Source organism: Endozoicomonas sp. ISHI1 (assembly GCF_024606225.1).
Lineage (GTDB): Bacteria > Pseudomonadota > Gammaproteobacteria > Pseudomonadales > Endozoicomonadaceae > Endozoicomonas_A.
Genome location: NZ_JAGRPU010000008.1, coordinates 110,072 through 136,540, shown reverse-complemented (window position 1 = coordinate 136,540; position 26,469 = coordinate 110,072). Strand labels below are relative to the sequence as shown.

At 48.2% G+C, this 26,469-nt stretch carries 22 protein-coding genes and 1 pseudogene; 12 read left to right on the top strand and 11 right to left on the bottom strand.

The genetic code is table 11. The annotated features are described in order from the left end of the window. Nucleotides 1-23 precede the first annotated feature (23 nt). Nucleotides 24-509 carry a superoxide dismutase family protein gene (locus KBW69_RS07625; RefSeq protein ID WP_257280505.1) on the bottom strand — a complete coding sequence of 162 codons (486 nt, stop codon included), beginning with the start codon at nucleotides 507-509 and terminating at the stop codon, nucleotides 24-26. 408 nt (nucleotides 510-917) lie between these two features. Between KBW69_RS07625 and KBW69_RS07620 the strand changes: the two genes are divergently transcribed. Continuing rightward, nucleotides 918-1,328, top strand: a complete 411-nt coding sequence (locus KBW69_RS07620; protein WP_257280504.1) for an OsmC family protein — start codon at nucleotides 918-920, stop codon at nucleotides 1,326-1,328. 81 nt (nucleotides 1,329-1,409) lie between these two features. Here the strand turns inward: KBW69_RS07620 and KBW69_RS07615 are convergent, their stop codons facing one another. Next, entirely contained in the window at nucleotides 1,410-1,751 is a 342-nt protein-coding gene (locus tag KBW69_RS07615; protein ID WP_257280503.1) for a histidine triad nucleotide-binding protein, read from the bottom strand. A gap of 153 nt (nucleotides 1,752-1,904) precedes the next feature. Continuing rightward, complete coding sequence (gene cysZ / locus KBW69_RS07610) at nucleotides 1,905-2,633, bottom strand: sulfate transporter CysZ (RefSeq protein WP_257280502.1); 729 nt, start codon at nucleotides 2,631-2,633, stop codon at nucleotides 1,905-1,907. 201 nt (nucleotides 2,634-2,834) lie between these two features. Here cysZ and trxB point away from each other — a divergent pair, with 201 nt between their 5' ends. Further along, nucleotides 2,835-3,785 (top strand): thioredoxin-disulfide reductase, encoded by a 951-nt coding sequence (gene trxB, locus KBW69_RS07605; RefSeq protein WP_257280501.1) that lies wholly within the window; start codon nucleotides 2,835-2,837, stop codon nucleotides 3,783-3,785. Between the two features lie 69 nt (nucleotides 3,786-3,854). Here trxB and KBW69_RS07600 read toward each other — a convergent pair whose 3' ends face one another. Next, a complete protein-coding gene (locus KBW69_RS07600; protein WP_257274589.1) occupies nucleotides 3,855-4,349 on the bottom strand; it encodes a YhcB family protein in 495 nt (164 codons plus the stop codon). 284 nt (nucleotides 4,350-4,633) lie between these two features. Here KBW69_RS07600 and zapE point away from each other — a divergent pair, with 284 nt between their 5' ends. Beyond that, nucleotides 4,634-5,740 (top strand): cell division protein ZapE, encoded by a 1,107-nt coding sequence (gene zapE, locus KBW69_RS07595; protein WP_306670744.1) that lies wholly within the window; start codon nucleotides 4,634-4,636, stop codon nucleotides 5,738-5,740. Nucleotides 5,741-6,157: 417 nt separating this feature from the next. Continuing rightward, a complete protein-coding gene (gene fucP / locus KBW69_RS07590) occupies nucleotides 6,158-7,456 on the top strand; it encodes an L-fucose:H+ symporter permease (protein WP_257280500.1) in 1,299 nt (432 codons plus the stop codon). A gap of 385 nt (nucleotides 7,457-7,841) precedes the next feature. Here fucP and djlA read toward each other — a convergent pair whose 3' ends face one another. Genes djlA through KBW69_RS07575 form a run of 3 tightly spaced genes read right to left on the bottom strand, consistent with a single transcriptional unit; the run spans nucleotide 7,842 to nucleotide 10,362 of the window. Next, nucleotides 7,842-8,657: a co-chaperone DjlA gene (gene djlA, locus KBW69_RS07585; protein WP_257280499.1), complete on the bottom strand. Its 816-nt coding sequence runs from the start codon at nucleotides 8,655-8,657 to the stop codon at nucleotides 7,842-7,844. Continuing rightward, nucleotides 8,654-9,328 (bottom strand): N-acetylmuramate alpha-1-phosphate uridylyltransferase MurU, encoded by a 675-nt coding sequence (murU, locus tag KBW69_RS07580; protein WP_257280498.1) that lies wholly within the window; start codon nucleotides 9,326-9,328, stop codon nucleotides 8,654-8,656. The genes djlA and murU overlap by 4 nt, the downstream gene beginning before the upstream one ends. After that, entirely contained in the window at nucleotides 9,325-10,362 is a 1,038-nt protein-coding gene (locus tag KBW69_RS07575) for a phosphotransferase (RefSeq protein ID WP_257280497.1), read from the bottom strand. The genes murU and KBW69_RS07575 overlap by 4 nt, the downstream gene beginning before the upstream one ends. A 726-nt stretch (nucleotides 10,363-11,088) precedes the next feature. On the opposite strand from KBW69_RS07575, the gene KBW69_RS07570 reads away from it, so the two are divergent. From KBW69_RS07570 to KBW69_RS07545, 6 genes are all read left to right on the top strand, one after another. Continuing rightward, a complete protein-coding gene (locus KBW69_RS07570; RefSeq protein ID WP_257280496.1) occupies nucleotides 11,089-13,935 on the top strand; it encodes an LPS-assembly protein LptD in 2,847 nt (948 codons plus the stop codon). Beyond that, nucleotides 13,935-15,227, top strand: coding sequence for a peptidylprolyl isomerase (locus tag KBW69_RS07565; RefSeq protein WP_257280495.1), 1,293 nt, complete (start codon nucleotides 13,935-13,937; stop codon nucleotides 15,225-15,227). Before KBW69_RS07570 ends, KBW69_RS07565 begins: the two co-directional genes overlap by 1 nt. 96 nt (nucleotides 15,228-15,323) lie before the next feature. After that, complete coding sequence (gene pdxA / locus KBW69_RS07560) at nucleotides 15,324-16,307, top strand: 4-hydroxythreonine-4-phosphate dehydrogenase PdxA (protein ID WP_257280494.1); 984 nt, start codon at nucleotides 15,324-15,326, stop codon at nucleotides 16,305-16,307. A gap of 63 nt (nucleotides 16,308-16,370) precedes the next feature. After that, nucleotides 16,371-17,177 carry a 16S rRNA (adenine(1518)-N(6)/adenine(1519)-N(6))-dimethyltransferase RsmA gene (rsmA, locus tag KBW69_RS07555; RefSeq protein ID WP_257280493.1) on the top strand — a complete coding sequence of 269 codons (807 nt, stop codon included), beginning with the start codon at nucleotides 16,371-16,373 and terminating at the stop codon, nucleotides 17,175-17,177. 348 nt (nucleotides 17,178-17,525) lie between these two features. Then, nucleotides 17,526-18,332, top strand: coding sequence for a symmetrical bis(5'-nucleosyl)-tetraphosphatase (locus tag KBW69_RS07550; RefSeq protein WP_257274467.1), 807 nt, complete (start codon nucleotides 17,526-17,528; stop codon nucleotides 18,330-18,332). Nucleotides 18,333-18,614: 282 nt separating this feature from the next. Next, a complete protein-coding gene (locus tag KBW69_RS07545; RefSeq protein WP_257280492.1) occupies nucleotides 18,615-19,832 on the top strand; it encodes a type II secretion system F family protein in 1,218 nt (405 codons plus the stop codon). A 529-nt stretch (nucleotides 19,833-20,361) separates the two neighbouring features. Here the strand turns inward: KBW69_RS07545 and KBW69_RS07540 are convergent. Both KBW69_RS07540 and tnpA read right to left on the bottom strand, forming a co-directional pair. Further along, entirely contained in the window at nucleotides 20,362-21,675 is a 1,314-nt protein-coding gene (locus tag KBW69_RS07540; RefSeq protein WP_257274466.1) for a hypothetical protein, read from the bottom strand. Between the two features lie 209 nt (nucleotides 21,676-21,884). Further along, a pseudogene (tnpA, locus tag KBW69_RS07535) lies at nucleotides 21,885-22,295 on the bottom strand (IS200/IS605 family transposase). An 11-nt stretch (nucleotides 22,296-22,306) separates the two neighbouring features. On the opposite strand from tnpA, the gene KBW69_RS23690 reads away from it, so the two are divergent. Then, a complete protein-coding gene (locus tag KBW69_RS23690; RefSeq protein ID WP_373690679.1) occupies nucleotides 22,307-22,606 on the top strand; it encodes a transposase in 300 nt (99 codons plus the stop codon). A gap of 366 nt (nucleotides 22,607-22,972) precedes the next feature. Further along, on the top strand, nucleotides 22,973-23,245 hold the full coding sequence (locus KBW69_RS07530; protein ID WP_257274465.1) for an addiction module antidote protein: 273 nt from the start codon (nucleotides 22,973-22,975) through the stop codon (nucleotides 23,243-23,245). Between the two features lie 397 nt (nucleotides 23,246-23,642). Here KBW69_RS07530 and KBW69_RS07525 read toward each other — a convergent pair whose 3' ends face one another. After that, nucleotides 23,643-24,068, bottom strand: coding sequence for a hypothetical protein (locus KBW69_RS07525; protein ID WP_257280491.1), 426 nt, complete (start codon nucleotides 24,066-24,068; stop codon nucleotides 23,643-23,645). 128 nt (nucleotides 24,069-24,196) lie between these two features. Beyond that, nucleotides 24,197-26,185: an AAA family ATPase gene (locus KBW69_RS07520; protein ID WP_257253146.1), complete on the bottom strand. Its 1,989-nt coding sequence runs from the start codon at nucleotides 26,183-26,185 to the stop codon at nucleotides 24,197-24,199. Between the last annotated feature and the right edge of the window lie 284 nt (nucleotides 26,186-26,469).

Below are 26,469 nucleotides of genomic sequence, written 5' to 3'. Positions count from 1 at the left end.
TGCTCAGCAGCCAACCTTATTCGCTACTTGATAATCCCGCAGGCAACTCTTGTACCACCCCCCTTTAACGGAGGGTTGTCGCTACTGGTATCGACGTCAGAATCGATAACCAGCGAGCGCCCTTCCAGATCAGTCAGCTTCAAATTCCTGGCTACCACAGAACTTGTGGCAAAACCTTTGTCGTCTACAGTAAGTCCGGGCAAACTATCAAGAGCTGCCCCGGCCGCATGTGCCGCCATCATCATGTCATTTTTCGAGCCGGCTTCGCAGCTGGGGTTTTCATGGACACGAAAAGCATGTTCTCCTGGTGGCAGGTCATGAAGATTGGGCGTAAATTCCACCCCCCCATCTGGAGCTGGCGTAACAGTGACAGTTCCCAGGTCAGCGCCCACCCCGGAAGGAGAAACCTGATTCACCTTGACCGTAAAGCTTTCATTGGAGGAGGTACAAGCAGATAGCAAGACTGTCACGACCACTACACCCGATAACCCACTGAGTTTACTGAACATGATCTCAACTCCAGGAGAAATAAGACACTAAAACAGCAATATAGCCATGCTTATTCGGGTTTACTTAATACACAGCCTGAAAAAACAGGTTTTTTACTTTTTTGTTCCAAAAAAGCTCATTAACATTCCTCACTGTTATTACATCGCCACCGATCGCTCAGCATCACTACTCCGATGAGCCCAAGCCCTAATGGGTAGTACTCACAGAAAATGACCATCATAAAATAATCCCGGTTAGCCTGACCTCTCTCTACTGAGGTAAGATAGTCGCTTGATACCCGTTGGATTTTGATAAAAGACGATGGGGATATTTGTCTGGCTGCTCACAACTCCCATGACAGGCTCCTGATTTGCGAAGCTTGTGGGTTTAATGCTGATAGCCGTCTTAAAGAAAGGAAACACGCTGTAATGAAAGCACAAGTCAAATGGGTCGATCAGGAACGCTTTCTGGGACTGAGTGACAGTAATAACTCTGTTGTCATGGACGCAGATAGAAGTGTTAAATCCGCACCCAGCCCGATGGAGCTTATTCTGATGGGGCTGGGCGGCTGCTCATCCGTTGATGTGATCGGTATTTTGGAAAAAGCTCGCCAGAAGGTCATTGACTGCCACGTTGTTATTCAAGCTGAGCGTGCCGATGCTGTACCCGCTGTCTTCACCAAAATTCATCTGAACTTTGTGGTGAAGGGCACAGCAATAAAAGAGTCCCATGTGCAGCGTGCGATAGAACTGTCTGCAGACAAGTATTGCTCTGTCGCCATGATGCTCGGCAAGGGTGGTGTCGAAATCACCCACAGCTATGAGATTATAGAAGCTTGAAGCCTGAACTCACGCTTTAGCGGGAAGATCCGGACTTCAAAAGCAGCGTTTTCCCACGGCCAGAGTTTCAGGCAAGGCTCATCAGCCTGGAGGCCAGCTCATCTGGCGTCCACCAATCAGGTGAAGATGGATGTGATAAACCGACTGACAGCCATGACTATTGCAGTTCATCACCGTTCTGTAACCGTCTTCAGCAAAGCCTTCATCTTTGGCAATCTGACTGGCCACCAGCGCCATCTTTCCCAATACAGCCTGATCTTCGAAAGTCGCGTCGTTAAGTGTTGCGATGTGCTTCTTGGGAATCACCTGAACATGCACAGGCCCCTGAGGATTGATATCCCTGAATGCTAGAATTTCGTCGTCCTCGTAGATTTTATCGACGGGAATTTCCCCTGCCACTATACTGCAGAAAAGACAGTTCATTAATAGACCTCCAAGCCTCAAAGTCGAAAACTGGCCTAAGCCTAACACCTGCTTCTTCAGCCCGATAGATCGCTGACGCAACGTCTGCCTGAATTTGACAGGTTCAGGTCGTCGCCCTTCGGGTGGTTTGCAAAAACTCAGGCAGAAAGTGTACTACTCAATCCGATCCTCCCAAAGCATCGTGGAACCCACGACAGCAGCCGGCATGATCAGTAAATTAATAAAGGGAATCAGCATAACCAGCGTGACGGTTGCACCAAAGCCCCAGACATAATTTCTATCCTGTTTTAGACGATCCAGCATGTCATTAAACGACACTCCTCTATTGTCTGCAGCATAGTCACAGTATTGGATCGACATCATCCAGCTATTGAACATAAACCAGAGCACAGGAGTGATCAGATTCACCACAGGGATAAAGGACAAAATCAAAAGAATCACAGCCTTGGGCAGGTAGTAGATCAGCTTTCTGATCTCCCGACCTATGGCTCTGGGCAACAGGGTCAGCCAGTCTTTCAACTCGTATTCGGGCAGGTCTGACTTACCATGAAGGTTCTGAACTTTCTCGGCAAGAAGGCCATTGAAGGGTGATGCAATAAAATTCCCGACGATGGTAAAGGTAAAGAAGACGACACCCAACATGGCCAGAAATAAAAGTGGCCAGAGCAAAAATTCAAGGAAAGATAGCCAGCTGGGCAGCCAGTTAAGCAACGACTCCATCAGCACACTCATTTGCTCAAGACCGAGATAGATCAGAAAGCTGAACACCAGAATATTAACGGTCAGTGGAATCAATACATACCAGCGGATAGCCGGATCTGGAAGATAGGATATACCCTTGAAAAAATAGCCGAGTCCACTTCCCGGCACAGGCGTTGGCATAGCAAAATTCCTATTATTGATGTTGCACACCAGCTGACGACAGATAGTCAGCTTGATAGTAAATACAAACCGATCGCTGAAGAGATTCTGGTTCTCGTCAGCGCAAGCCGTTATTATTCACCCAGTTTAACGAATTATGAATCCCTTACTATCAGAGATTTTTTCTGTCTCTGACAGACATTCCCGTTCAAGGAGTAAAATGTGAGTGAAGCCAAGCACGTCCCGCTACTGATTTTGGGTTCCGGTCCTGCAGGATACACTGCTGCAGTGTACGCTGCCCGGGCAAACCTGAAGCCGGTTATGATCACTGGTATGCAACAGGGCGGGCAGTTGACCACCACTACAGACGTGGACAACTGGCCAGGAGGCCCCGAAGGTCTTCAAGGCCCCGGCCTGATGGAAGACATGCGCGTTCATGCAGAACGCTTTGGTACCGAAATCATATTTGATCATATCGAAGAGGTCGATCTGAGCAGGAAACCTTACACCCTGAAAGGCACCGATACTTACACCTGTGACGCCCTGATTATCAGCACCGGTGCCAGCGCCCGTTACCTGGGTCTGAACAGCGAAGAAGCCTTCAAGGGCAAGGGCGTATCCGCCTGTGCTACCTGTGATGGATTCTTCTACAAAAACAAGGACGTAGTGGTTGTGGGTGGCGGTAACACCGCTGTTGAGGAAGCTCTCTATCTTTCTAACATTGCTAAAAAAGTCACTCTGATTCACCGTCGTCAGGGTTTCCGTGCAGAAAAAATTCTGCTGGACAAGATGATGGAGCGTGCAGAAAACGGCAACATGGAACTGGCTCTCGACTCTACTCTGGATGAGGTACTGGGTGACGACATGGGCGTGACTGGCGTTCGCATCAGGAATGTAAACACAGGCGAGCTTCGTGAAATCAGCGCCGAAGGCTGTTTTATTGCCATCGGTCACACACCGAACACCGGTATCTTTGAAGGTCAGCTGGAAATGAAAGACGGCTACATCAAGGTCAACGGCGGCCCGGAAGGCAATGCGACACTGACTTCTAAAGAAGGTGTATTTGCTGCGGGTGACGTTATGGATCATGTTTACCGTCAGGCTATTACTTCCGCCGGCACCGGCTGCATGGCGGCTCTGGACGCAGAAAAATATCTGGACTCTCTGTCCTGACCAAACTGCCCAGCTATTGAGACAGCCTCTGTTGCAGGGCTTTCAAAAATTTTCAGAGCGATCAAAGGGTCAAGAAGCTTTCTGACTACTCACCGCCTCTTGGGCTTCAGATGTTATCCTGAAGTCTTCAGACAAGGTGCCTTTCTCATCCGAAGCGGTTGTCTTAGGTGCGTAGTCCAGCGGTTGCTCCAACGGCTTTGGACGCTCGCTACGGCGCTTTGGAATCTGCCCCGACAGCAAGGCAGTGCTGCTGATCAGAGAATCACTGAGCTTGTTCTTGACATTGTCATCGTCACACAGTGATTCGGCTCCGTTAGCCATATGCTCGTGGACATCTTTATAACTGTCCGTCAGTTTGTTGATCAGGTGCGCCGTTGTATTAAAATGATCGGCCACGCTATCTTGGTACTGTTTAAATTCAGCCTCCAGCTCTACCAGCTGAGCTTCCATTTTGCCTCGATCTGAACGAGGGCCTGCCAGTAAATGGTACAAAAGTACACCACCGACTATTCCCGCTAAAAATGCCAAACTGCCTACAAACCAAAGTACATTCACATTTTCCACAGCATCGCCTCATTGGGTGGAACATTTCACGTCCCTTATTGATGTCAAAGTTATAATCTTTTATGCGCAAAGTATAGAGCGGTTGTGTAACATCCGGATGCCAAAACATACCTTGTCCTGCTAAAGCAGGAAGGTTACATTGTGCTCCTTTATTCCAGCCTTTTGTAATAAAGAGAGTACATCGCATGCCAGCCGATATAGGGGTGAGCCTTTACTGTTTCATCAACTATTGATACGAACCCCGTCAACGATGGATAGAGTGAAATAACAACTGAATGACCAGCATGACCCCGGAATCTCGTTACCAGCAGGACTTAAAGAAAGACAGCTTCAGCCATGACCCGGCTCAGGAAGCAGCGGTTCAGCATCTCCAGCGTCTTTTTGATCAACTGACGGCTGTCACTCCCCGCACCTCTCTGCTCAAACGCATCAACCCTTTTGCCGACAAAGAAACCCACACCGCTCGTGGACTCTATTTCTGGGGAGGCGTTGGCCGGGGTAAAACCTATCTGATGGACACCTTTTACGACTGCCTGCCGTTCCCCGAGAAAAAGCGCATGCACTTCCACCACTTCATGCGATGGGTTCATGGTGAATTGAAAAATCTGTCCGGAGAAAAGAACCCTCTGGATAAAGTGGCAGAAATACTGGCTGCTGAAACCCGGGTAATCTGCTTTGACGAGTTTTTTGTCTCTGACATCACCGACGCCATGCTTTTAGGTGGTCTCTTTGAGCAACTCTTTCAGAGAGGCATTACACTGGTAGCCACTTCCAACGTGGTACCCGATGAGCTCTACAAAGACGGTTTGCAAAGAATCCGTTTCCTGCCAGCCATTGCTCAGATAAAGGAGCATACTCTGGTGGTCAACGTTGATGGCGGCACGGACTATCGCCTCCGCCTCCTGGAAAAAGCAGACACTTACCACAGTCCATTAGGAACGGAAGCCGATCGACATCTGCAGAAAACATTCAATGACCTGGCACCGGATATCAGCCACTGCCGGGAAGCCGAGATCATTGAGATAGCGGGCAGATTGATCAACAGCAAGCGCACCTGCGAAGACATAGGCTGGTTCAGTTTCGCGACACTCTGTGATGGTCCAAGAAGCCAGAACGACTACATAGAACTGGCCTGTCTTTACCAGACAGTCATTCTGGAAAATGTACCACAAATGGGCGAAAAGAAAGACGATCAGGCCAGGCGCTTTATCAATCTGGTGGACGAGTTCTATGACCGCAACGTTAAACTCATCCTGACCGCCGAATCTCCCCTATCAGAACTTTACACCTCCGGCAAGCTGAACTTTGAGTTCCAGCGCACCATCAGTCGTCTGCAAGAGATGCAATCCAGAGAATACCTGTCACAACCTCACGACCCAATCCTGTCATAAAACACAGGTTTGGGCTCAAACGAGCCAGTTCCCAGAGTCACGTATTTTGAGCCTGAATACAATTCAGGCAAAACTGCCATGCATAACTGAGCAACCAAACTATACTCCCTCCCGGAAACTCATCGGAAAACCTACTGAGGCAACGGTTTGCAGGCAGCCATTCATGCTCTCCTCTATGGCAATTGGAATGCGTTCATGACAGGACAGCTATGGCATGAGGGATTTCGTAAATTTAATCCGATATAGCAATACGTCAGTTGTCCACCTTTTTTACGGGTGCTTTTCACAGGTGCATTGTGCGAGCTTTTGACAGGTGTCACTGCCTGCTCCCCGAAAAGCGGCCCGGGGTGTCCGTGGATATTGATTACTTATTGTTGGGTTAAGGCTTGATTTATATCATCCAGGGGAAGACATGTAGTGAGTGAATTATCTACAACCCAGTCTATCGATAGCAAATCGACTACCAGAAAAAAATCACCCTTTGTGCCAAAAAAGTTACTGGTTCCTTTTGTAATGATAACCAGTTGTTTTGCCTTATGGGGACTGGCACATAACATGACCGATGTACTCATTGCCCAGTTCCGTAAGGTCTTCATCTTAAACGATGCTCAATCCAGTCTTGTTCAGATGGCTTTCTACGGTGCTTACTTCTGCCTGGCTCTTCCTGCTGCTGTCTACATTAAAAAGTTTTCTTACAAATCCGGTGTACTGCTTGGGCTGGGTCTGTTTGCGTTCGGTGCATTGCTGTTTTATCCCGCCAGCCAGACTATGCAGTATTCCCACTTTCTGGCAGCTCTGTTTGTATTGGCTGGCGGGCTATCCATCCTGGAAACCAGTGCCAACCCATACATTATTTCTATGGGACCACAGGACACCGCCACCCAGAGATTGAACCTTGCCCAGTCCTTCAATCCTTTAGGTTCAGTTGCCGGAGTCCTGATCGGGAAATTCTATATCCTGAGCCAGCTGAATCCGGCTTCAGACGCGGAGCGCGGTGCCATGGCGACTACGCAGCTGAAAGCTATCCAGTCCCAGGAATTAATGGCTGTTATGGTGCCATACATAATGACGGCTGCCGTCATTCTGGGAGTCTGGCTCTCTATAGTGCTTTGTAGAATGCCAAAAGCGGTGGATGCCTCTGAAGCATACAGCTATTCAAAATCCTTTGCTCGCCTCTTTAGAAAGAAAGTATTTGTCCGCGGGGTACTTGGTCAGTTTCTTTACATGGGAGCACAAATTGGCTGCTGGTCATGGACGATCCGTTATGTCATGAATAATATTGGAGGTAACGAGGCAGAAGCTTCGACCTATTACCTTTATTCAATCCTCTTATTCAGTAGCAGCCGCTTCCTTTGTACCTCTCTAATGCGCTACATCGAACCTGCGAAGTTGCTGGGGGGGCTTGCCACGGTCGCGGCTGTTATGACTGTCGTTGTAATGATGAGCGATGGCTATGCTGGTATTTATGCTCTGGTGGTTATCTCTGGCTGCATGTCGTTGATGTTCCCTACCATTTATGGCCTTTCTGTGAATGGCCTGGGCAAAGACACTCAGCTAGGCGGCAGCTGCCTGATTATGGCCATTCTTGGTGGCGCTGTGCTCACCGCAATGATGGGGTGGATTTCAGATATGACAGAAATTAGTTTGGCCTTTATTATTCCATTGATCGGATTTACTTACCTGACATGGTTTGGCCTTAAGGGGAGCAAAGCCTGATTTCATGATGAAAACCTTCTGGCAGGTCGGCATTGCTGCACCTGCCAGTTTGTTCAAACTTAGCAGAGAACTACCCTGCGATCCCGTATCGTTTTTGCAGCAGGTTCATGAATCTGACGAATAATATACCTCACAGCACTCTGTAACTTTTTCACCCGTTTGACTGGATAGAAGCAGTAGACTTCTCCTTGCTCTCTTTTCAATGTGATTCGGGTTGTGGCTGGAATGTGCCAGTATATGAAGCGCTGTCTGACCGTATACACGGAAGAATCTCCTGTGAGAGGGAAGGCGTCCCTTCCAATGCTACAGGCATTCCATTTTCTGCGGTTAAGAGCAATATTAGTCTAATCCATCTCGGGAAAGTTCCCAACAAAATGCACCAGGATTATTTATTCTTCCGGTGCTCCCGAATCTGATCGTAGGCCGCCTGAATTTCCTGAGTTCTCTGCTTGGCGACTTCCATCATTTCTTCCGGCAAACCTTTGGCCACAAGCTTGTCAGGATGGTGCTGACTCATCAGCTTCCGATAGGCTCTTTTCACTTCACTGTCCGTTGCGGAAGACTCAACACCCAGCACTTCATAAGCCTTGGAAAGGGTTTGCCCACTATCCGGACGCGCCCAGCCCCCCCCTTGCCGGCCTCCGGCATGATAATAAGCTCTCTGAGCCTGAAACCTTTTATGAAGCAGCTCAAAACTGATTTGGCTGATACCCAGTTGATCACATAACTGCTTGAATACAGCTCTCTCAGCCTGTGTCAGGCTGCCATCGGCGTAGGCTGCCTGCAGCTGAATTTCAAGAAACAGGGGAAGCAAGGTACTCGAGCCAGCGACCCTGCGAAACTCAGCCAGAGCTGCACTGATATCTGCCGAAGGCTGTTTACCCTGATTAAAGAGATTGATCGCGGCCTCACGTTGATCCGGTGACAGGCGCATCTGATTCATAATGGCTGATGCCATTTCAATCTCATCCTCACTGACTCGCCCGTCAGCCTTGGCCAGCTTGCCCATCACCAGAAAAGTGGCCTGGAAGAACGCACTCTGAGCCCTCTGACGATTGAAAGACCCACGGGGCCCGCCCCCCTGTTGATTGGGATTAATGTAATTCCGGTTTATCCAGGCGCCCAGTATGCCACCAAATAGCGCTCCGAAATGCCCTCCAAACACAAAACCGATGAATACACCGATCAGAATTGCTGTCATGTTGCCCTGCTCTGATTTAAATGTTCTTCCAGACTCTGCAAACGTTCCACTGTGCCGACATCGGTCCAGAGTCCGCAATAATGTTCGCCCGTAACTTTGCCCGAGGCCATCGCATCAATCAACAGAGGTGCCAGCTTGAAAGCCCCGGATTTACAATGTGCAAAGAGTTCTGGTGACAACACACTCAATCCACTGAAAGTCAGCTTGTTTTGACCGTCCGCCTGAACCCGCCCATGACTATCCAGGGCAAAGTCTCCGGTTTCCTTGAAGTCAGGATTATCCACCAGTACCAGATGAGCCAGACCTCTGGGTGAATCTGGCAGAGACTGGAAAGCATAGTCGGTATAGACATCACCATTGACCAAAAAGAAAGGATCATCACCCAAAAGACGCAGCGCCTTGAAAACACCACCACCGGTTTCCAGAGGCTCAGGTTCCGCTGAATATTCAATATTCAGCCCCCAATGACTGCCATTACCCAAGGCTGCAACCAGTTTTTCTCCCAGCCAGGCATGATTGATCACTATATCTTTGAAGCCAGCCTCTGAAAGGTTTTCCAGATGATGTACTATCAGGGGTTTACCGCCCACTTCTACCAGTGGCTTGGGTTTTTCCAAAGTCAGTGGTCTCAGCCTCGTTCCCAGGCCGGCAGCCAGAATCATTGCTTTCATTGTTCAGTCTCTTTCCGTGTAGATGCAATGCAATCATCAAGAATCGGTGCCACAGACTGCCTGAGCCATTTGGCATGATAAGCCAGCTCTTCGTAACGTTCACAGACATCCAGAACATAGGCAAAGGTCGCTGGAATCTCCCGCAGGTACCGGGGCTTGTTATCCCTGAGCCAAAGCCGGGAGAATATTCCGAGACACTTGAGATGTCGCTGCAGTCCTATCCAGTCAAACCATTTGAGGCAGGTTTCAAAGCTCACTTCCTTCAGCCGGGGGTGAGACTTGATAAACAACCTCAACCAACTTTCCACCTTGTGCCTCGGCCAGCTGATATAACAATCTTTCAACAAAGAAACAGCGTCATACAATATTGGGCCGTGGAGGGCTCCCTGAAAATCAATGACCCCGAGTTTTCCTTCGGAAAGCACCATCAGGTTTCTGGAATGAAAGTCACGATGAACAACCCCTTTAGGTTGTTGCAGTGCTGCCTCGGTAAGCAGTTCAAACAGCCGGTCAAGCTGATTGTTGGAGCGACTTTCGACCTCCAGCCTCAGCAGTTCTTTCAAAAACCAATGGGAGTAGATGTCCAGCTCTGTCATCAACAGCTCACGACTGTAAGGAGGCAGAGCATCAGGCTCGCACTTCTGGATTTGCAGAATAACATCCAGAGCTTTGCCATAAAGCTCATCAACAGTATTGTCGTTCAGGGCCTGAAGCAACAGAGTATCGCCGAAGTCATCCACCAACATAAAGCCTGACTGATAATCGACTGAGTGCACATCCGGCACACAAACGCCCTGGGCCTTGAGCAAACCAGCAATTGAGACAAAAGCATGGGAATCTTCAGTTTCTGGCGGGGCATCCACTGCCAGCAATGTACCTTCAGGAACCTGAAGTCGATAATAATTCCTGAAGCCGGCATCACCACCCACAGGACTCATCTGGCCGTCCCGGTCGAGTAACGCCTGACCCGGTGTTAAAGCCTTATACGCCCATTGTTTCAATTGCTGAAGGCGGTCGTTAGGAGAGGGTGTCACTTGCTTTACATATCCTGTGTTGATTGAGCGGTCACCTTCAGACTCATAGAGTCACTTGCTCATATACCTTTTAATCATGGCTATCTATGCAATATTCGGGCTGAACGACGGAAGGTTTAACATCAAAGTGTTGAAATGTATTGCACTGAAAGACAGAGTAACACAGACTAGTAAGGGTAATATAACGGACCCCACTGATTGTTCACTGCGTGAACAATCAGGCTCAGTAACAAATTGTGAACAAGCTATGGAATGCCGAGTCTTCAGGCGGAAGGTAAAAAAACAAAAGAAGCGCCATTTAGCACACTATTCAGAGGGAATTCAGGTATTATCCTCCACTGCAACACCATGAACCGAAATCACCGTCTTCCTGAAACACTCAGCCGGACACTCGCTCATGGCAAAAAGCAGATGTTCGCTCTACGATTTTCAGAGGTCTGCCGGTCTCAGGCAGGCTTGTGATCTGAACCTTCATGTTTTCGGAACAGCTGGCGATCATGACAACCACACATAAGGCCCGAACCACTGCTGTACAGATGTCCTTATTAGTAGAAAATGCTGCCTCCGACAGCAGGATGTGTAACAAGGTTCTCTGTGCGCATGCCAGAGCAGATTTAAACAGCCATCGACCATGGTCTAACGCTTTCTCCCGACCCGACTTAATTTGGAGTTGTGAAAAAAAGCGTCAAACCGTGGTAATAAGAACGGCACGGGATAATTGATCTCATGGAGAAATACCCTCTACCTTTCAAACCAGCGACATTAACACTGGCGATTGCTACTGTGCTGCTTGCCAGCCAACCGGCCGCCCGGGTTTATGGCGAATCCACCCTGTCGCCTAATGATCAGTGGAACTGTAAAGCCAGCTCTGATGGTGCCGGCTGGCAGTGTTCCGCCGAGCCAATAAAGCCAGGTGTGATGAATCGAGCTTCTCGCCCCATTGCCCCGCCAGTCACCCAATCCGCCCGAAACAAAGCCAGCGGTCAAACGGTGACTGTCGCTACCGGCCATCGCCGCGCAAACCTTCGGGAAAGGCTTGACTGGGTGCCCAAATCCCAGCTCAACGAGAATGAACAGAAAGCACTGGATCAGGCAACGCCCTGGTGCACAGGTGACTATTCAGAGCCTGCCCGTCCCGGTAAAAACTTCACGGGCAACTCTGATACAGCACCTATCGTTGCCGAGTCCGATGAATCCTCTTTTGGCCAGAATGACATAGGCACTCTTACCGGCAACGTTTCTATCAGACAGGGCAACCGTCAAATCCAGAGCGATACTGCGAGAATGAATCGCGCTACCAACCATGCCGAATTCGAAGGCAACGTGGTTTATCGTGAGCCCGGTACTCTGTTGGTCGGTGATTACGGTGATATGCTGCTCGATACTGGCCGGGCTACCATCAAGAATGCCAGCTACGCCATGCATGAGGCCCATGCCAGAGGGAGTTCCAAAGAAATCATTCGGAACGAGGACTCTACCCTGGTTCTCGAAGATGCCTCCTACACCACCTGCCGCCCCGGTGATGAAAGCTGGCTGCTAACAGGCAAGAATGTCACCCTGGATCGCAATACTGGTTATGGTACGGCACGTGACGCTGTTATCCGAGTTGGAGGGTTGCCGATTTTCTATACGCCCTACATGTATTTCCCGATTGATGATCGCCGCCAATCCGGCTTTCTCTACCCGACAATAGCCTCTGACAGTGATAATGGCCTGGACTTTACCCTGCCCTATTACTGGAATATTGCTCCTGATTACGACGCCACCATTACTCCTCGCATTATCTCCAAACGAGGCCTGCTGCTAGAAAATGAATTCCGCTACATGAATGAAAGCGGTGAAGGTGAAGTTGGTATTGCTGGCCTGACTAACAAGGACAAGCTGGAAAAAGAAAATCCTTATTACGATCAGGAGCGCTGGCTGGCCAGTGTGCGATATAAGCAGCGTTTTTCTGAGCGCTGGACGGCAGAACTCGACTATGCCGATGCCAGTGACAAAAACTACATCGAGGACTTTGGCACCCATTTAAAGCTGTCCAGCTCCAGTCCACTGAACCAGATGGCAGGTACCCGATATCTGGGTGGCAATGCCTACAACAACTGGACCTTCAGCCTGAATGCTCACCAGTTCAAAAATATGAGTCAGACGTCTGATGACCCATATAACAAGCTTCCACAGCTGGTCTTCAGCGGCAACTGGCAGGCAGGCGAAACATTGCAGGTTAATTATCTGGCGGATTACACTCAGTTCAGTCGGGCCGAAGACTGGCGCTTTGTGAGAGAAATCCAGCACCCGGACTTCGATGACCCTGATACCAGAGAAAGCGTTTACGATGAGGGCTTTGGTATCAAAAAAGCCGAAGGGGGTCGGGCTTATGGACAGGCGGGTATCAGCTATACAATGCAGACAATGTGGGGCTTCCTGACACCTGAAGTGAAGGTTCGGAGTGTAAACTACAGCCTGAATAATTTGAGCCAGCAGGAAGTCATGGAAGATCTCCGTAACTCCTACATTGACCGAACGTTTAACGATAGCGACTTCACAAAGTCTCCAAACACCAGTGCTGGCTCCTTTAGTCTTGATGGTGGCCTCTATTTTGAGCGCTTTACCGACTTGTTCGGCACCGACTTTACACACACTCTGGAACCCAGAGCCAAGTATCTTTATGTGCCTTATGTCGAGAATCAGGAGTACAACCCGATTTTTGACACAGGCGCCATGGGCTTCACCTACGGTTCTCTGTGGCTGGATAACCGCTTCAGTGGCTATGATCGTATTGGCGATGCCAACCAGCTCTCTCTGGGTGTAACGACCCGTCTCATTGAAGACGACGGCTTTGAAAGAATGCGCTTTGGTATCGGTCAAATTGTCTACTTCAAAGATCGCGAGGTATACATCGCCAGCAACCTCGGGCAGGCAGGCAAACCACCTGAGGATGTAGACGAAAACCTTGACGCTATCGATGCAAGGCTCAGGAACGAACTGACCGAACCAACGTCGCCCCTGGCATCGGAATTCATCTACAATTTCAATCGCACAATGAGCCTGAGGCAGGATTTCTCCTGGAATACCAACGAGAATCGTCTGGACAACTATGGTCTTTACTATCGCTGGCAGCCTGAACAGCGTAAGACTCTGAACCTCGGTTTCCGTTTCAGGGATCAGGTTGATCGGTATGTTCAAGACAAAGATGGACAAAATATTCAGATTGGCACCGACCAGAATGGCAATCCAATCTTTGAAACTGCTGATAACAACCTGAAACAAACCGATCTGTCTTTTGCCTGGCCGATTCCTTCGACCACCCACTGGGTAGGCTTGGGACGCTGGCAATATGATTTAACCAACAAAAGGAACCTTGAGAGCCTTGCGGGTGTCGAATACAACAGTTGCTGTTATCAGGTTCGGTTTTTCTGGCGTTCATGGATCGAAACAGACGATAATATCGACCACCCTGATCCGAAGAGCGGTGTTTTCTTCCAGTTCATCCTTCGTGGACTGGGTAATATAACCGGTAGCTCCGGAACGGAATACTTGCAAGGTATCCAAGGTTACGAGATTCACGAGAAGTAATGATGACGGGATTGAAGAATCTATTCTTTGCCGCCTGCTGCGCCCTTGCAGCAGTCGGTGGTACGGCCAACGCCAAGCCCGTACCACTGGATCGCATTGTTGCCATCGTCGACAAAGACGTGGTAATGGAAAGCGAATTGAACAACCGTATTGAAGCTGTGCAGCGACAGCTGAACAGCCGAAGTATCCCCATGCCACCAGACAACATCCTCAAGAAGCAGGTACTTGACCAGCTGATTCTTGAAAACCTGCAACTGCAGATGGGTCAGCGTGGTGGAATCCGCGTTGATGACTGGACGTTAAATGACGCTATCAGCAAAATCGCCAAGCGCAATGGTATGACCGTTGAGGCATTCCGAAAAAATCTTGAATCAGACGGCCTGTCATACGCCGATGCCCGGGAAGAAATCCGACGCGAGATGGTTATTAACCGCGTGCGTCAGCGCCAGATTGCTGAACGCATTCAGATCAGCGAGCAGGAAGTGAATAATTTCCTCAAGTCGCCGGAAGGTCAGGCCAGCATGCAGACTGAATATCGTCTGGGTCATATTATGATTGCCACACCGGATAACCCATCACCTGATCAGGTGCGGGAAGCCGAAAAGAAGGCCAACAATATTGCTATTCAGCTTGATAGAGGTGCCAACTTTGCCGAAATGGCGCTCACCTACTCCAGCGGCCAGAGTGCCCTGAACGGTGGCGACCTTGGCTGGCGCTCCGCTGATCAACTGCCAACCCTGTTTGCTGAACAGGCGTTGAAGATGAGAGACGGAGAAGTATCTGCACCGATCCGCAGTCCTGGTGGTTTTCACATCTTCAAGCTAATCGACACTCGCGGTAACGAGAAGCATATGGAGCATCAGATACACGTTCGCCATATTCTGATCAAGCCCAACGAGATTCGCAGCGACCTTGAGGCACAGATGCTGGCCAAAAACCTCTTCGACCGAATTGAAAACGGTGAGGATTTTGCTGAACTGGCCAAGGCCTACTCTGACGACACTGGCTCAGCTCTGAATGGCGGGGATCTGAACTGGGTTTCTCCGAAATCTCTGGTTCCGGAATTCCAGAAAGCCATGAAAGAGACGCCCGAAAAAATAGTCAGCGAACCTTTCAAGAGCACTTACGGCTGGCACGTTCTGGAGGTACTGGGCACACGTCACTCAGATATCAGCGACCGGGTCCGCAGAAACAAGGTCCGTGAAATACTGGGCAACCGTAAGTTTGAAGAAGAGCTTCAGGTGTGGTTACGTGAAATCAGAGATCAGAGCTACATTGAAATTCGTCTCTGAGTCGAAACCCAGATAAAATTGACGCCCCGGTTTTCCGGGGCGTTGCTTTTATATAGACTCTCGTGGATTGTATTTTCCCTGGTTCATGGCTGACTTATGACAAGCAACACACTGCCCAGACTGATCATTACCTCAGGCGAGCCCGCAGGTATCGGACCCGACCTCTGCCTTCAGCTGGCTTATTATACTTCGCCAGTACAAATAGTAGTTGCTGCAGACCCAGAGCTTTTGGCGGAACGTGCAGACAGTCTGGGCATGGATGTTACCTTTGAATTATTCAACCCTGATGAAAAAGAACCCGTCAGAGAAGGAATACTTCTCGTTGCCCCAGTCTCCTTACCCAAACCCTGCTCAGCCGGTCAGCTGGATGAAGCCAACAGCCCCTACGTTCTGGAAATGTTGAGCTATGCCATCGAAGGCTGCCAGAGCGGCCTGTTTGATGCCATGGTCACCGCTCCTATCAGCAAGGAAGTGATCAATAATGCAGGCGTTTCTTTCAGTGGTCATACAGAATTTCTGGCCGAAAAAACCAACACTCAACAAGTCGTTATGATGCTGGCAACAGAAGGCCTGAGGGTCGCACTGGCCACCACCCACCTGCCACTTAAGGACGTTTCATCTGCTATCACGCGATCCTCTCTGGAAGGAGTCATCAAAATTCTCCACAGGGATATGGTGACAAAATTTGCGATCGAGAATCCCAGAATTCTGGTCTGCGGTCTTAACCCCCATGCTGGAGAAGGGGGTCACCTTGGCATGGAAGAGATAGAAACCATTATTCCAGTACTCGAGAAGTTAAACAGTGAAGGTATAAATCTGGTAGGCCCTCTGCCTGCAGACACGCTCTTTAACCCCAAATATCTTGAGACTGCTGACGCCATTCTGGCCATGTATCATGATCAGGGTCTGCCAGTTCTGAAGTACAAAGGTTTTGGCAATGCCGTCAACATTACCCTGGGACTTCCAATCATTCGCACTTCTGTTGATCATGGCACAGCATTGGATCTGGCAAGCACAGGAAAAGCCGATTCGGGAAGCCTGTTTGCTGCTGTTCGTTATGCTCTCGATATGGTTCGGTAGCCAAAAGGGTTGTCTGCCGCTATCATAGCGCCCCCTCTATTGCTCGTTAAGTTTGTCAAAAGCATGGCTGAAATTCCCTACCACAAGGCCCGTAAACGATTTGGTCAGAACTTTCTGCACGATCACGGTGTCATTCAACGGATTATCCGTTCCATACACCCAAGGGCAGGCGACCGAATTGTGGAAATTGGCCCGGGTCAGGGTGCACTGACCGAGTTTCTGCTGGACGCTGCCGGGCAGCTGGATGTAGTTGAACTCGACAGGGATCTTATCCCGACCCTGAAGCTCAGATTTGGCCTGAATCCTGAGTTCAGAATTCACGAAGGAGACGCACTCAAGTTCAATTTCTCCTCTCTTATTAGAGAAGGCGAAACACTGAGGCTGGTAGGCAACCTGCCCTACAATATATCCACTCCCCTGATTTTCCACCTGCTAGAGTTTCAGGGACAGATCAGCGACATGTATTTCATGTTACAGAAAGAGGTTGTGGAAAGACTTGCAGCCCAGCCCGGTGAAAAGCACTATGGGCGACTGGGCATCATGGCTCAATACTACTGCAAGGTGAACAACCTGTTTGTTGTGGGCCCTGGCTGTTTCAAACCTGCCCCCAAAGTTGACTCAGCTATTGTTCGGCTTGAGCCTCATAGAGATTTACCTTACCCGGCAGATGACGTAAAACTGCTGGAAAGGGTGGTTCGGGAAGCTTTCCAGCAACGCCGCAAAACTATGCGAAACACTCTGAAAAAGCTAATCTCTGCCGATAAACTGACTGAGCTGGGTATCGACCCTGCGAGTCGTCCGGAAACGGTGACTCTGCCAGAATTTGTTGCTATCGCCAATTATCTGCATTCAGCTGCCATGAGCGACTGACATCATTTTTCGTCAGCCTCGGGGATGAAAATTTTTCCAATGTAAGAAAGCTGCCGTTACATGATAAACGACCAGACGACTTGCATGCTCGCTATCCACTGAGTTACTACTATTAGCAGGGAAATGCAGTTTTCATCACTGTGGAGAACGCAGTCTCCACCCGGTCAACGGAGAAAAGGATATTTCTCCAAGCCGGTCACAAACTGTTACTGAGCCAGGCAGCGAATCAGAAAAAGCTTTTGTGCATTTCAATCAAGCATTCCCGATTTAGTCTTAAAACCACGAACCTTCAAAGACCTTTGCTATAAATGGCTATCACACGTTTAAAGGTTCAGGAGATTATTGTTAATGACCGTGTACGCCGTAGGTGATATCCAGGGATGCTACGAGCCTCTCAGACATCTGCTTGACAAAGTTCAGTTCAAGCCTGGCCGTGACCAGTTGTGGGTAGCGGGGGATATGGTAAACCGTGGCCCAGACTCACTGGCTACGCTACGCTACCTGAAAAGTCTCGGCAGCGATTGTACCGCTGTATTGGGCAACCATGACCTGCACTTGCTGGCGGTTGCTGCACGAGTTCGTCGATCCAAAAAGAAAGATACATTAGCCCCACTGCTCAGCGCTCCTGACAGAGACTCATTGATTGACTGGCTAAGGCACCGCCCACTGATTCACTATGATAAAAAACGCAAAGTCACAATGGTACATGCTGGAATCCCTCCGATCTGGACCCTGAAGCAGGCCTGCCTGTATGCAAGCAAACTTGAGAAAGCCCTTCAGGGAGAAAACTATCAAGAGTTTCTTCAGTTTCTATTCAAATCAGATTCCATCAACTCTATGGAAGAAGCTTATACCCGTCGAGCCAAACTGAAACTGACCGCAGCTTATCTGACACAGATGCGTTTTTGTGACCAATACGGTCGGCTTGATCTTGACAACAAGACAGCATCTGCCACTGAGACATTCGCCGCTTGGTATAATTTTCCTGATAGCCCCGTCTACAAAGAACGCATTATTTTTGGTCACTGGGCTGCCCTGGAAGGCAACAGTCAGCGCAAAAAAATCCATGCCCTTGATACCGGGTGCGTCTGGGGGCGCTGTCTCACCGCCCTGAACCTCGACGATTACAGCACCACTTCAGTGGACTGTTGCTAAACCAATGTATGAATGGATTCATAAACACCTGACAAACTCGACAGGATCATGATTACAGTGCAAAAAACCCACTCATCCTCAGGACTTTTGTCACCTTTTTCTGATTTTGTCTTCCACTTCGTATTAAGTTTCCCTAAGGTCTCGTACAATACTCGCCGACAAAGCCATTAGCGCTATAATGAATCCCCAACAGCGGACTCCGTTTAGAGCGGTATAATGCCACTGCCTGGCATCGCAGTGGCTCAACAAGAATGACAAAAGAAGCTACGGAACTGGCTATATATGGCACGAAAACCAACAAAAACAGCCACATTCGTCTGGGAAGGTAAAGACAAGAGTGGGCGGAAGGTCAAAGGAGAAATCCAGAGCGGCAGTATTGCACTGGTCAAAGCTGAGCTCCGCAAGCAGGGAATCAACTCCACAAAAGTCAGAAAGAAGGGTATGTCACTGGGCACCAAGGGCGGCAAGATCAAACCCATGGATATCGCCCTGTTTACCCGCCAGCTAGCCACCATGATGAAGGCGGGGGTTCCCCTGCTTCAAGCGTTTGATATTACTTCTGACGGTATCGAAAAGCCTGCCATGAAAGATCTCATTGGCAAAATCAAGAATGATGTTGCCGGCGGCTCCACTCTGGCTGATGCCCTGAGAAACCATCCACTGTATTTCGATGACCTCTACTGTAATCTTGTCGCTTCCGGTGAGCAGTCTGGTTCTCTGGAGTCACTGCTGGACAGAATCGCCACCTATAAAGAGAAAACCGAAGCCCTTAAGGCCAAAATCAAGAAAGCGATGAAATACCCCATCGCTGTTGTGGGTGTTGCTATGGTTGTGACTGGCATTCTGCTGGTCTACGTAGTGCCCCAGTTTGAGGAAGTATTCCAGGGATTTGGTGCTGAGCTACCCGCATTTACCCAGTTGGTTATCGGCATTTCTGAATGGGTCCAAAGTTCATGGCATATGACCATAGGCGCTCTCGTTGCCTTTGGATTTATGTTCAAAAAACTGCTACAAAAATCCAAAGCAACCAGAGACAGAATGGATCGGGTCACCCTTAAGATTCCCGTGATCGGTGTCATTCTTGATAAATCAGCAGTCGCCCGATTCGCCAGAACCCTGTCGACGACTTTTGCCGCCGGTGTACCCCTGGTGGATGCCCTTGACTCGGTTGCCGGGGCTGCTGGTAACGTCGTCTATTTCGATGCCACCCAACGCATAAAGGAAGACGTATCCAGCGGTCAGCAGCTGCAGTTCGCCATGAGAAACTCTGGCATATTCCCGGCCATGGCGGTTCAGATGGTGGCTATTGGTGAAGAATCCGGCGCTCTGGATGAAATGCTCGATAAGGTCGCCACTTTTTACGAAGACGAAGTAGACAACATGGTCGATGGTCTGACCAGCTTGATGGAACCTTTGATCATGTCGGTTCTCGGTGTACTGGTTGGTGGTCTTATCATTGCCATGTACTTGCCTATTTTCCAGTTGGGGTCTGTGGTCTAACCAACAGATGTGAAAATGTATTAAAACTCCAGACACATGCATTAAACTATCGACACGGAAATAGCTTATTCCTCTATAGCCCTTATTATATAGGGCTATCAGTCAACAGCTTTATCCAGCTACATTCAGGAATCAGACATATAAAAACAGTTTTAATGCATTTTGGCCGCAAGTTACTTACTCTGTGTCCACTGAAAATCAGGAGTACTTGTCAATAGTTTTAATGCACGTCTACCCTTCAAACTTTTTAGTTTTTTGTTCAACTTCCTGCAGCACGGGCTGCTTATCCTTGCTGAACAACAAGCGCTCGTAATACAGCTTGCTGACCTGACGATCCAGCGACCGGGAATGCCAGCTCTATTGTATGGCTTCCAGCAGATATCGCTCTCTGGATTTGGGGTTTCAATACGGGTCAGACGACGATAGTGGGACCTGCTCGATTTGGAACGCAAGGCGTTCCATTTTGATAAAAAGCACTCATACAACGCAGGTTCCTGGCTGCGCTGATCTGCAGCCGGTGTGCGTGCCGTTAGCTGCCATCGTCAGCATGTTGGATAACGGGGTAATTACCTGAAATTTCAAAGAGTGAGTGAGCGATAAGTGCAAGTCTATAGAGAGAAGCCATCCCTGTGTGATGAATATATGCATCATTCATAAGTGCAGCTATTGCTCTATCATTTTCTGTATCTGAATTGTAATTTGCCTGACTACCATTGTAAAAATGATTAAATCTTTTAAATGTATTAAAATTCCAATCTTTAGTCCTGTTTCTAATAAATTTGATAACTAAAGATCTTTTATCGATATTTATCTTTAACCTGACTAAAGCTTCCTGTTCGTGAAGCGTATATTTTTGACTATTTTTTCCCAAAGTTGGATCATCTGCATAGCTAAGCCATAACTCTAAAATATAAGAGCAATACCTTGTGTTCTTAACCATAATAATGCCTGTATTCGGTAAACGACCATCATTTAATTGTTGTAATCCTTGATGGTACCAGTAATCCTGAGAAGTTATAATGCAAGCATGCTCCCCAACTGAATCTATTATTTTATCAAGATGGCTTTTATCATTCTTAAAATCATTGATTACAATATCATCATCTATCCAGGTAATCCATTTACCAGATTTTACTCGACCCTCTTTCAGCCACTTATTAATTAAAAATATTTTTCCCCAATAAGGTTGCCTATCGTGCATCCAATTCATCAAATCTATTGAGTCATCATCTTCGCTATTCTGGCTAAACAGTATGAATTTGTATTTAGTACGCCTTGCTTTTGAAAATGCCAAATGATTCTTTGCAACAGCCAGCGAATAGGGTTTCCAGGTTCCTCCTGATAGGATAAGATCTATATTTTTTAATCCATATATTGCATTATCATCAATTTTAGAGACACTTGGAACAGAAGAAAGGTATGTTTGAAGCTTATTTGGCTTGTTGAAATTTTTACTAGTGTATCTAGAATAATCTTTTCGATATGATGCAGACCGCCCTTCGAAATCAGCTTTATTATTTATTTCTAATTCAATTCCATCTTTAATTTTTTCATATGAAGAATAACTGCCATCAGCAAGCTCAGTTAAAATGTATCCTTTTAAAGAATGCTTTTTATCTTCTTTTTCTATTTCAGTGATATTTTGCTCATAAGGTCTTTTCCAGAATCTGGCAGGGTAACTCAAAATCTTAAACGGATACCAAGTAAAGTCTGACCATTTTTCTTCATGCTGATTTATGCTTGTATCATTGTTCAGACCATTAGCAGCATTGTCTGGAATTATGCTATTTGCTGAAAGCCATAAAGGAATTAATAATAGCAAAATGTATCTATATTTTTTCATGACATTTTAAATTCCATTTAATATTTTTATATTATCGACATTATCATAAAATTTTAAACAACGTAGGATACCCCTTCGGTTTTTGTCAACAAAGATATCTCCTCTTTTGATTCATGACTCTCTCGCTGTGTCAGGATTATTGCGATTATCAGTTAATTACCCCCGGTAGAGCCGGGGGCTTATTAAGTGAAACCCTCAAAGGGCTTATGTTACCCCCAAGTGCCTGAGTCAAAACCAAGTTTCAACTGATCTCGTGTTCCATCATTTTTCTCTTGGTTTCTGATATATTCCCTAATCACATTTTCATCAAGTCCTATTGTGCGTCGAAATACCCTCGTATCCGGAAGTACTCTCCAGAAAAATTCCTTTGCTTACCTTTGAAAGGTCTTGCAATAGCTATTGCACATTTTCCTTTCATATAACCGACAATATGGAAAGCAGAATATTTCATCGGAATGCTAATGCAAATATGGACGTAATCGCGCATCAAATGCCCCTCCGCAATTTTGCACTTTTTTGTACTTGGCAAGTTCATTAACAATGGTTCCCAGAAAATTTCTCAAGCTTCCATAAATGACCTTTTGCCTCTTTTTGGGAATAAAGACAATTTGAAGACGCAGACCATTACGAAATCATTGACTACAAGTACACCTATAGTCTGGCGCAGCGCCCTGCCAGCTATGTCATCCTGAAATATCAGCGCGAAGTCGTTCGCCACAAGCCCAGCCAGACGCTAACAACGGTAACCACACCATTAGGATTATTTGATCGCAGCTTTCCCGATGTCAGCTTCATCGCGGGTCTGCTGGTAGAGAATTACTGCTTCCGCGCTCCGCTTTACCGCCAGCATCAGAAACTTGAGTCCAGTCGTATTGCCATCAGCCTTGGAACCCTGACACATCTTGAGCAACGTGCGATATCCGAGAGCTAATCCCGCGAATCTGGAAAGAGAAATTCGGGACCAATCCGTTAAAATCCGATCTCGGCAAGTAGGGGGAGTCAATACCCTGCTTGAACGCTTACGTTGCGCGGGTGCACCACGGGCTTCAAGGCTGTCGCCAGTCGGGGCTATTTCTATGGCCTATTCCAGTGCGTCTTCGCCGGCATTGCTAACCATAATGTAAAATCCGTGGGTGGCAATATCAGTGAAATGCGGATACTTGCAGGCAAAGGCTATCGGCCCTATTTCACTGTTCGTGGTGAGCAGCTGGTCATCCTATTGTGTTGGGGACAAATCCAGCGAGTCCCAGGACATTGAAAAGTCAGAGAAATATTGCAAGAACTGGAGGAAACAATCATGAGCGAATCGTTGAAACCCTACAATCCTTTTGATAATGCCCTGACCGATGATGACATCCCCTGGTTTCTGACTGAAGCCTATCAGGATAATGATCCCGGTGTTTTTATTGTGGCTCTTGGGCATGTGGTCAAACATAAAGGCGTGACACAACTGGCGGAACAGACCGGCCTGAACCGGGAGAGTCTGTACAAAGCCTTTAACGGCAAGGTCCAGCCCCGATGGGATACTGTGCACCGACTGCTGAAAGCGCTAGCAGCCTGTCGGACTTAAGGCTGTCCTACTGCGGTTGCAATAAATTGGTCTAAAAATTCCTGCTTCTTCGTCAAATAGCTCGCTATTCTCCTCAGAAGCAGAAATTTTTATCCTCAATTTCTTGCAATCCTCGCTACGGACGCTTAAGTCCGACAGGCTGCCAGGGGTTCGGCTGGAAATAGCCGCCTGATGGCCGGGCTTGTTCCAGTCCCTCTTCGCCGGTAATGCTAACCATCCTGACTCCCTGCGCGGACTTTGATTTTTCTGGTGGTGGTCTGGGCGATCAGGGTTTGTTTAAACTCTTGTAGCATTTTCACATATTGATTCCCATGGCCGATCACTTACTTGATTTCTTTAACAACACTCTTTCGATGATCAGCGATTTGTACCTGTTCCCTGCTACTTATCGGGTACGCTAATGAAATATCAAAGGAAAGAAGACTAGCCGGGCCAGTGGCGAAGCGGGATGAGCATAGATGCCCAGTTTTGATGCTCCAATGTTCATTACCCCAACACGTTCAGATGGCAGTAAATCAGATAAAGTGGGCATCAGAGCTACCTGCGCTTCATCTTTTTCAAGAAAAGCTAATGCGTCGTGTCGGTTGCGGTGCAGCCAATGTACCAGCAATGACGGATAAGTTTCAGCAATCGTTGCATCAAGCTCAGTTAAAAACGCCATGGAAATTTGTACGTCGTAGCAAATTTTGAACTCAGTAATCTTCATATCCTGAGCAGAAAGTGCTACCTGTTCAAATTCTTTCGCCTGCTTCGCCAGATGATTTGCGCGAGGATACAGATAGAGAGCGAACTCGGTTGGGAGTGCTTTTTTACCCTGAATCACAAAAAGTGATTGCCCTAAAATATCTTTTTGGCACAGGGTCTCTCTGACCGGATATTTTTCTTTTCAAGCAGTGTTTAATGAGTCGTTCTGAGTCATCAGGCTAATTCACCCGGTGGTATGCACACGCATCATAAATACAACCCTTCCGAAATACACTCATTTTTAAGGTACATAATCTGCTCTCTGGCCTTTCTGAAGTCTGTCTGTGTGACCCGAATTCGGCGCTCGCGCAGGGCCAGCAGACCGGCCTCTGTGCAGATGGCCTTGATGTCAGCACCACTGAGGTTATCTCTGGTTATGATGAACTCTTCGAGATTGACGTCTTCGGCCAGGGCCATCTTGGCGGTGTGGATGTTGAAGATTTTTTTCTGGGTCTCGGAGTCCGGTACAGGGAACTCGATCTTGCGGTCGATGCGACCGGGCCGGATGAGAGCCGGGTCAAGTGCCTCAATGCGATTGGTGGCCATAATGACCTTGACGTCGGTGCGGCTATCAAATCCGTCAAGCTGGTTCAGGAGTTCCAGCATGGTGCGCTTGATCTCGTTCTCGCCACTACTATGTGACTCGTAGCGTTTAGTACCGACGGCGTCGATCTCGTCAATGAAGACGATGGACGGCGCATACTCCTCTGCAGCGCGGAACAGCTCACGCACCAGTCTGGCACCGTCGCCAAGGTGCTTCTGAATGAGCTCCGACCCGACGACGTGCAGGAAGGTGGCGCTGGTATGGTGTGCGACGGCCTTGGCCAGCAGCGTTTTACCGGTTCCGGGCGGCCCGTAGAAGATGACCCCCTTAGGTGGGGAAATGCCAATTTCATCGTAAAGCTCCTGATGTGTGAGCGGCAACTCGACGGCCTCCTTGATTTCCTGTATCTGTTTCTCCAGGCCGCCAATATCAACGTAAGACTCCATCGGGGCTTTCTCGACCATCATCACACGAACCATGGGGTCGACCTCATCCGAAAGTACGCCAATGATGGACATCTGCTTGCTGTGAAGGAGCACCTGACCGCCCGGCTCCAGCTTGTCCCTGTCCACGAAGGACATGATGTTCACGTAGTGCGGCAAACCGTCCGACCCGCTGACGATGGCATGGTTTTCATCGATGATCTCCTCCAGTACCCCCACTTTCATTGGCGAGCCGCGAACCTCATCCACCATTAACTGCTCCCTGTCGATACTGCTCTCCCGGTTCAGGCGGCTCTGATTCGTGATGTACTCTTCCTCCAGCAGCAGGTAGTCATTGATGCGTTGCAGTTTGAGCAAGCGCAGCCTGCACTGTACATGTGGCTTTACATCCGGCAGTCTTTGCGCCGCAGTGACGGCAGAGCGGAACTGGCGACGTTTGGATCCGCCACCCTGTGGTGGCGGGGGAGGAGTGTATTTCTTGTGTTGCGCGCGTTTCGCATCCTTATTCTCTTCGTCTTGCTGGTCTTTACCCTGGCCACCAAGGCCACCGGGGCCAGCAAAAGAGCTCGGACTCTGCCCCATAAGCTGTTTTTGATGGTTTTGTTTTTGTGTATGCATTCCTGCAGTCAGGCTCTTGCCGCAATGAGTGCAAAGTAGCTTATTCCCATTGCTCTGAAAATCTGCAGGGCTGGATGAAGCCGAAGCTGAAAGAATTGAGGCTTGTGGCAAAAGCGTTGTCGATTGCATGTCATTGGAGCTTGCTTCTGCCCTTATGGTTGCATAGGTGAAGTGTCTTGCAGCTGGTTCATTAGGCGTTGGCTTGACCGTCAAGGTGCTGGCTGCAAGCTCTTTCTGTATTGAGACTTCTTTCTCGTGAGCAAATTCAATAACATCGGGCACCGGCGGGAGTGTTGGGGTGGGTGTAATAAAATTATCATCGTCTTTCAGTTCGTAGAGCACTTTCTTTTGGGTGTCGCCAGATTCCTCGATAACCGGTGGCAAACTTTCGTTAGATAAATGCCTGTTCGATGCTTCGGATAAATCATGTTTGGCTTGATGAACAGTACCCGAGGTATATGCAATATATCGCATGTTTTCAGCATTAACAGCTATTACTTCTATTTGATAAGGGGAGGCATAAAGGAAAGCAGGACAGCCGGTAATCAGGCTTAACAGAAGACGATAAAAGAAAATAAACCTAAGTCTCATTTGGCACCATGCAATACTTTTCGAGTTCAGACCGGGTGGCCACCACGATGATTGTAGTGCAATGTAGAGCCCATGAAGCTTTTTGATGTGAATCGGTATCTGGTTATGTCACACCCTCCGGCACTGTAGCTGCCACTCTCAACTACAGACCGAAATGCATTAATTTGCTCCAATGTAATCATTGTTTTTGACACATCATAGCCATTTTGAAATCGATAAGGACAACCTGACAGACCAATAGAGTTTGCCCATAAGAATGCACTGAATCCAAAAATCAAGTAGAG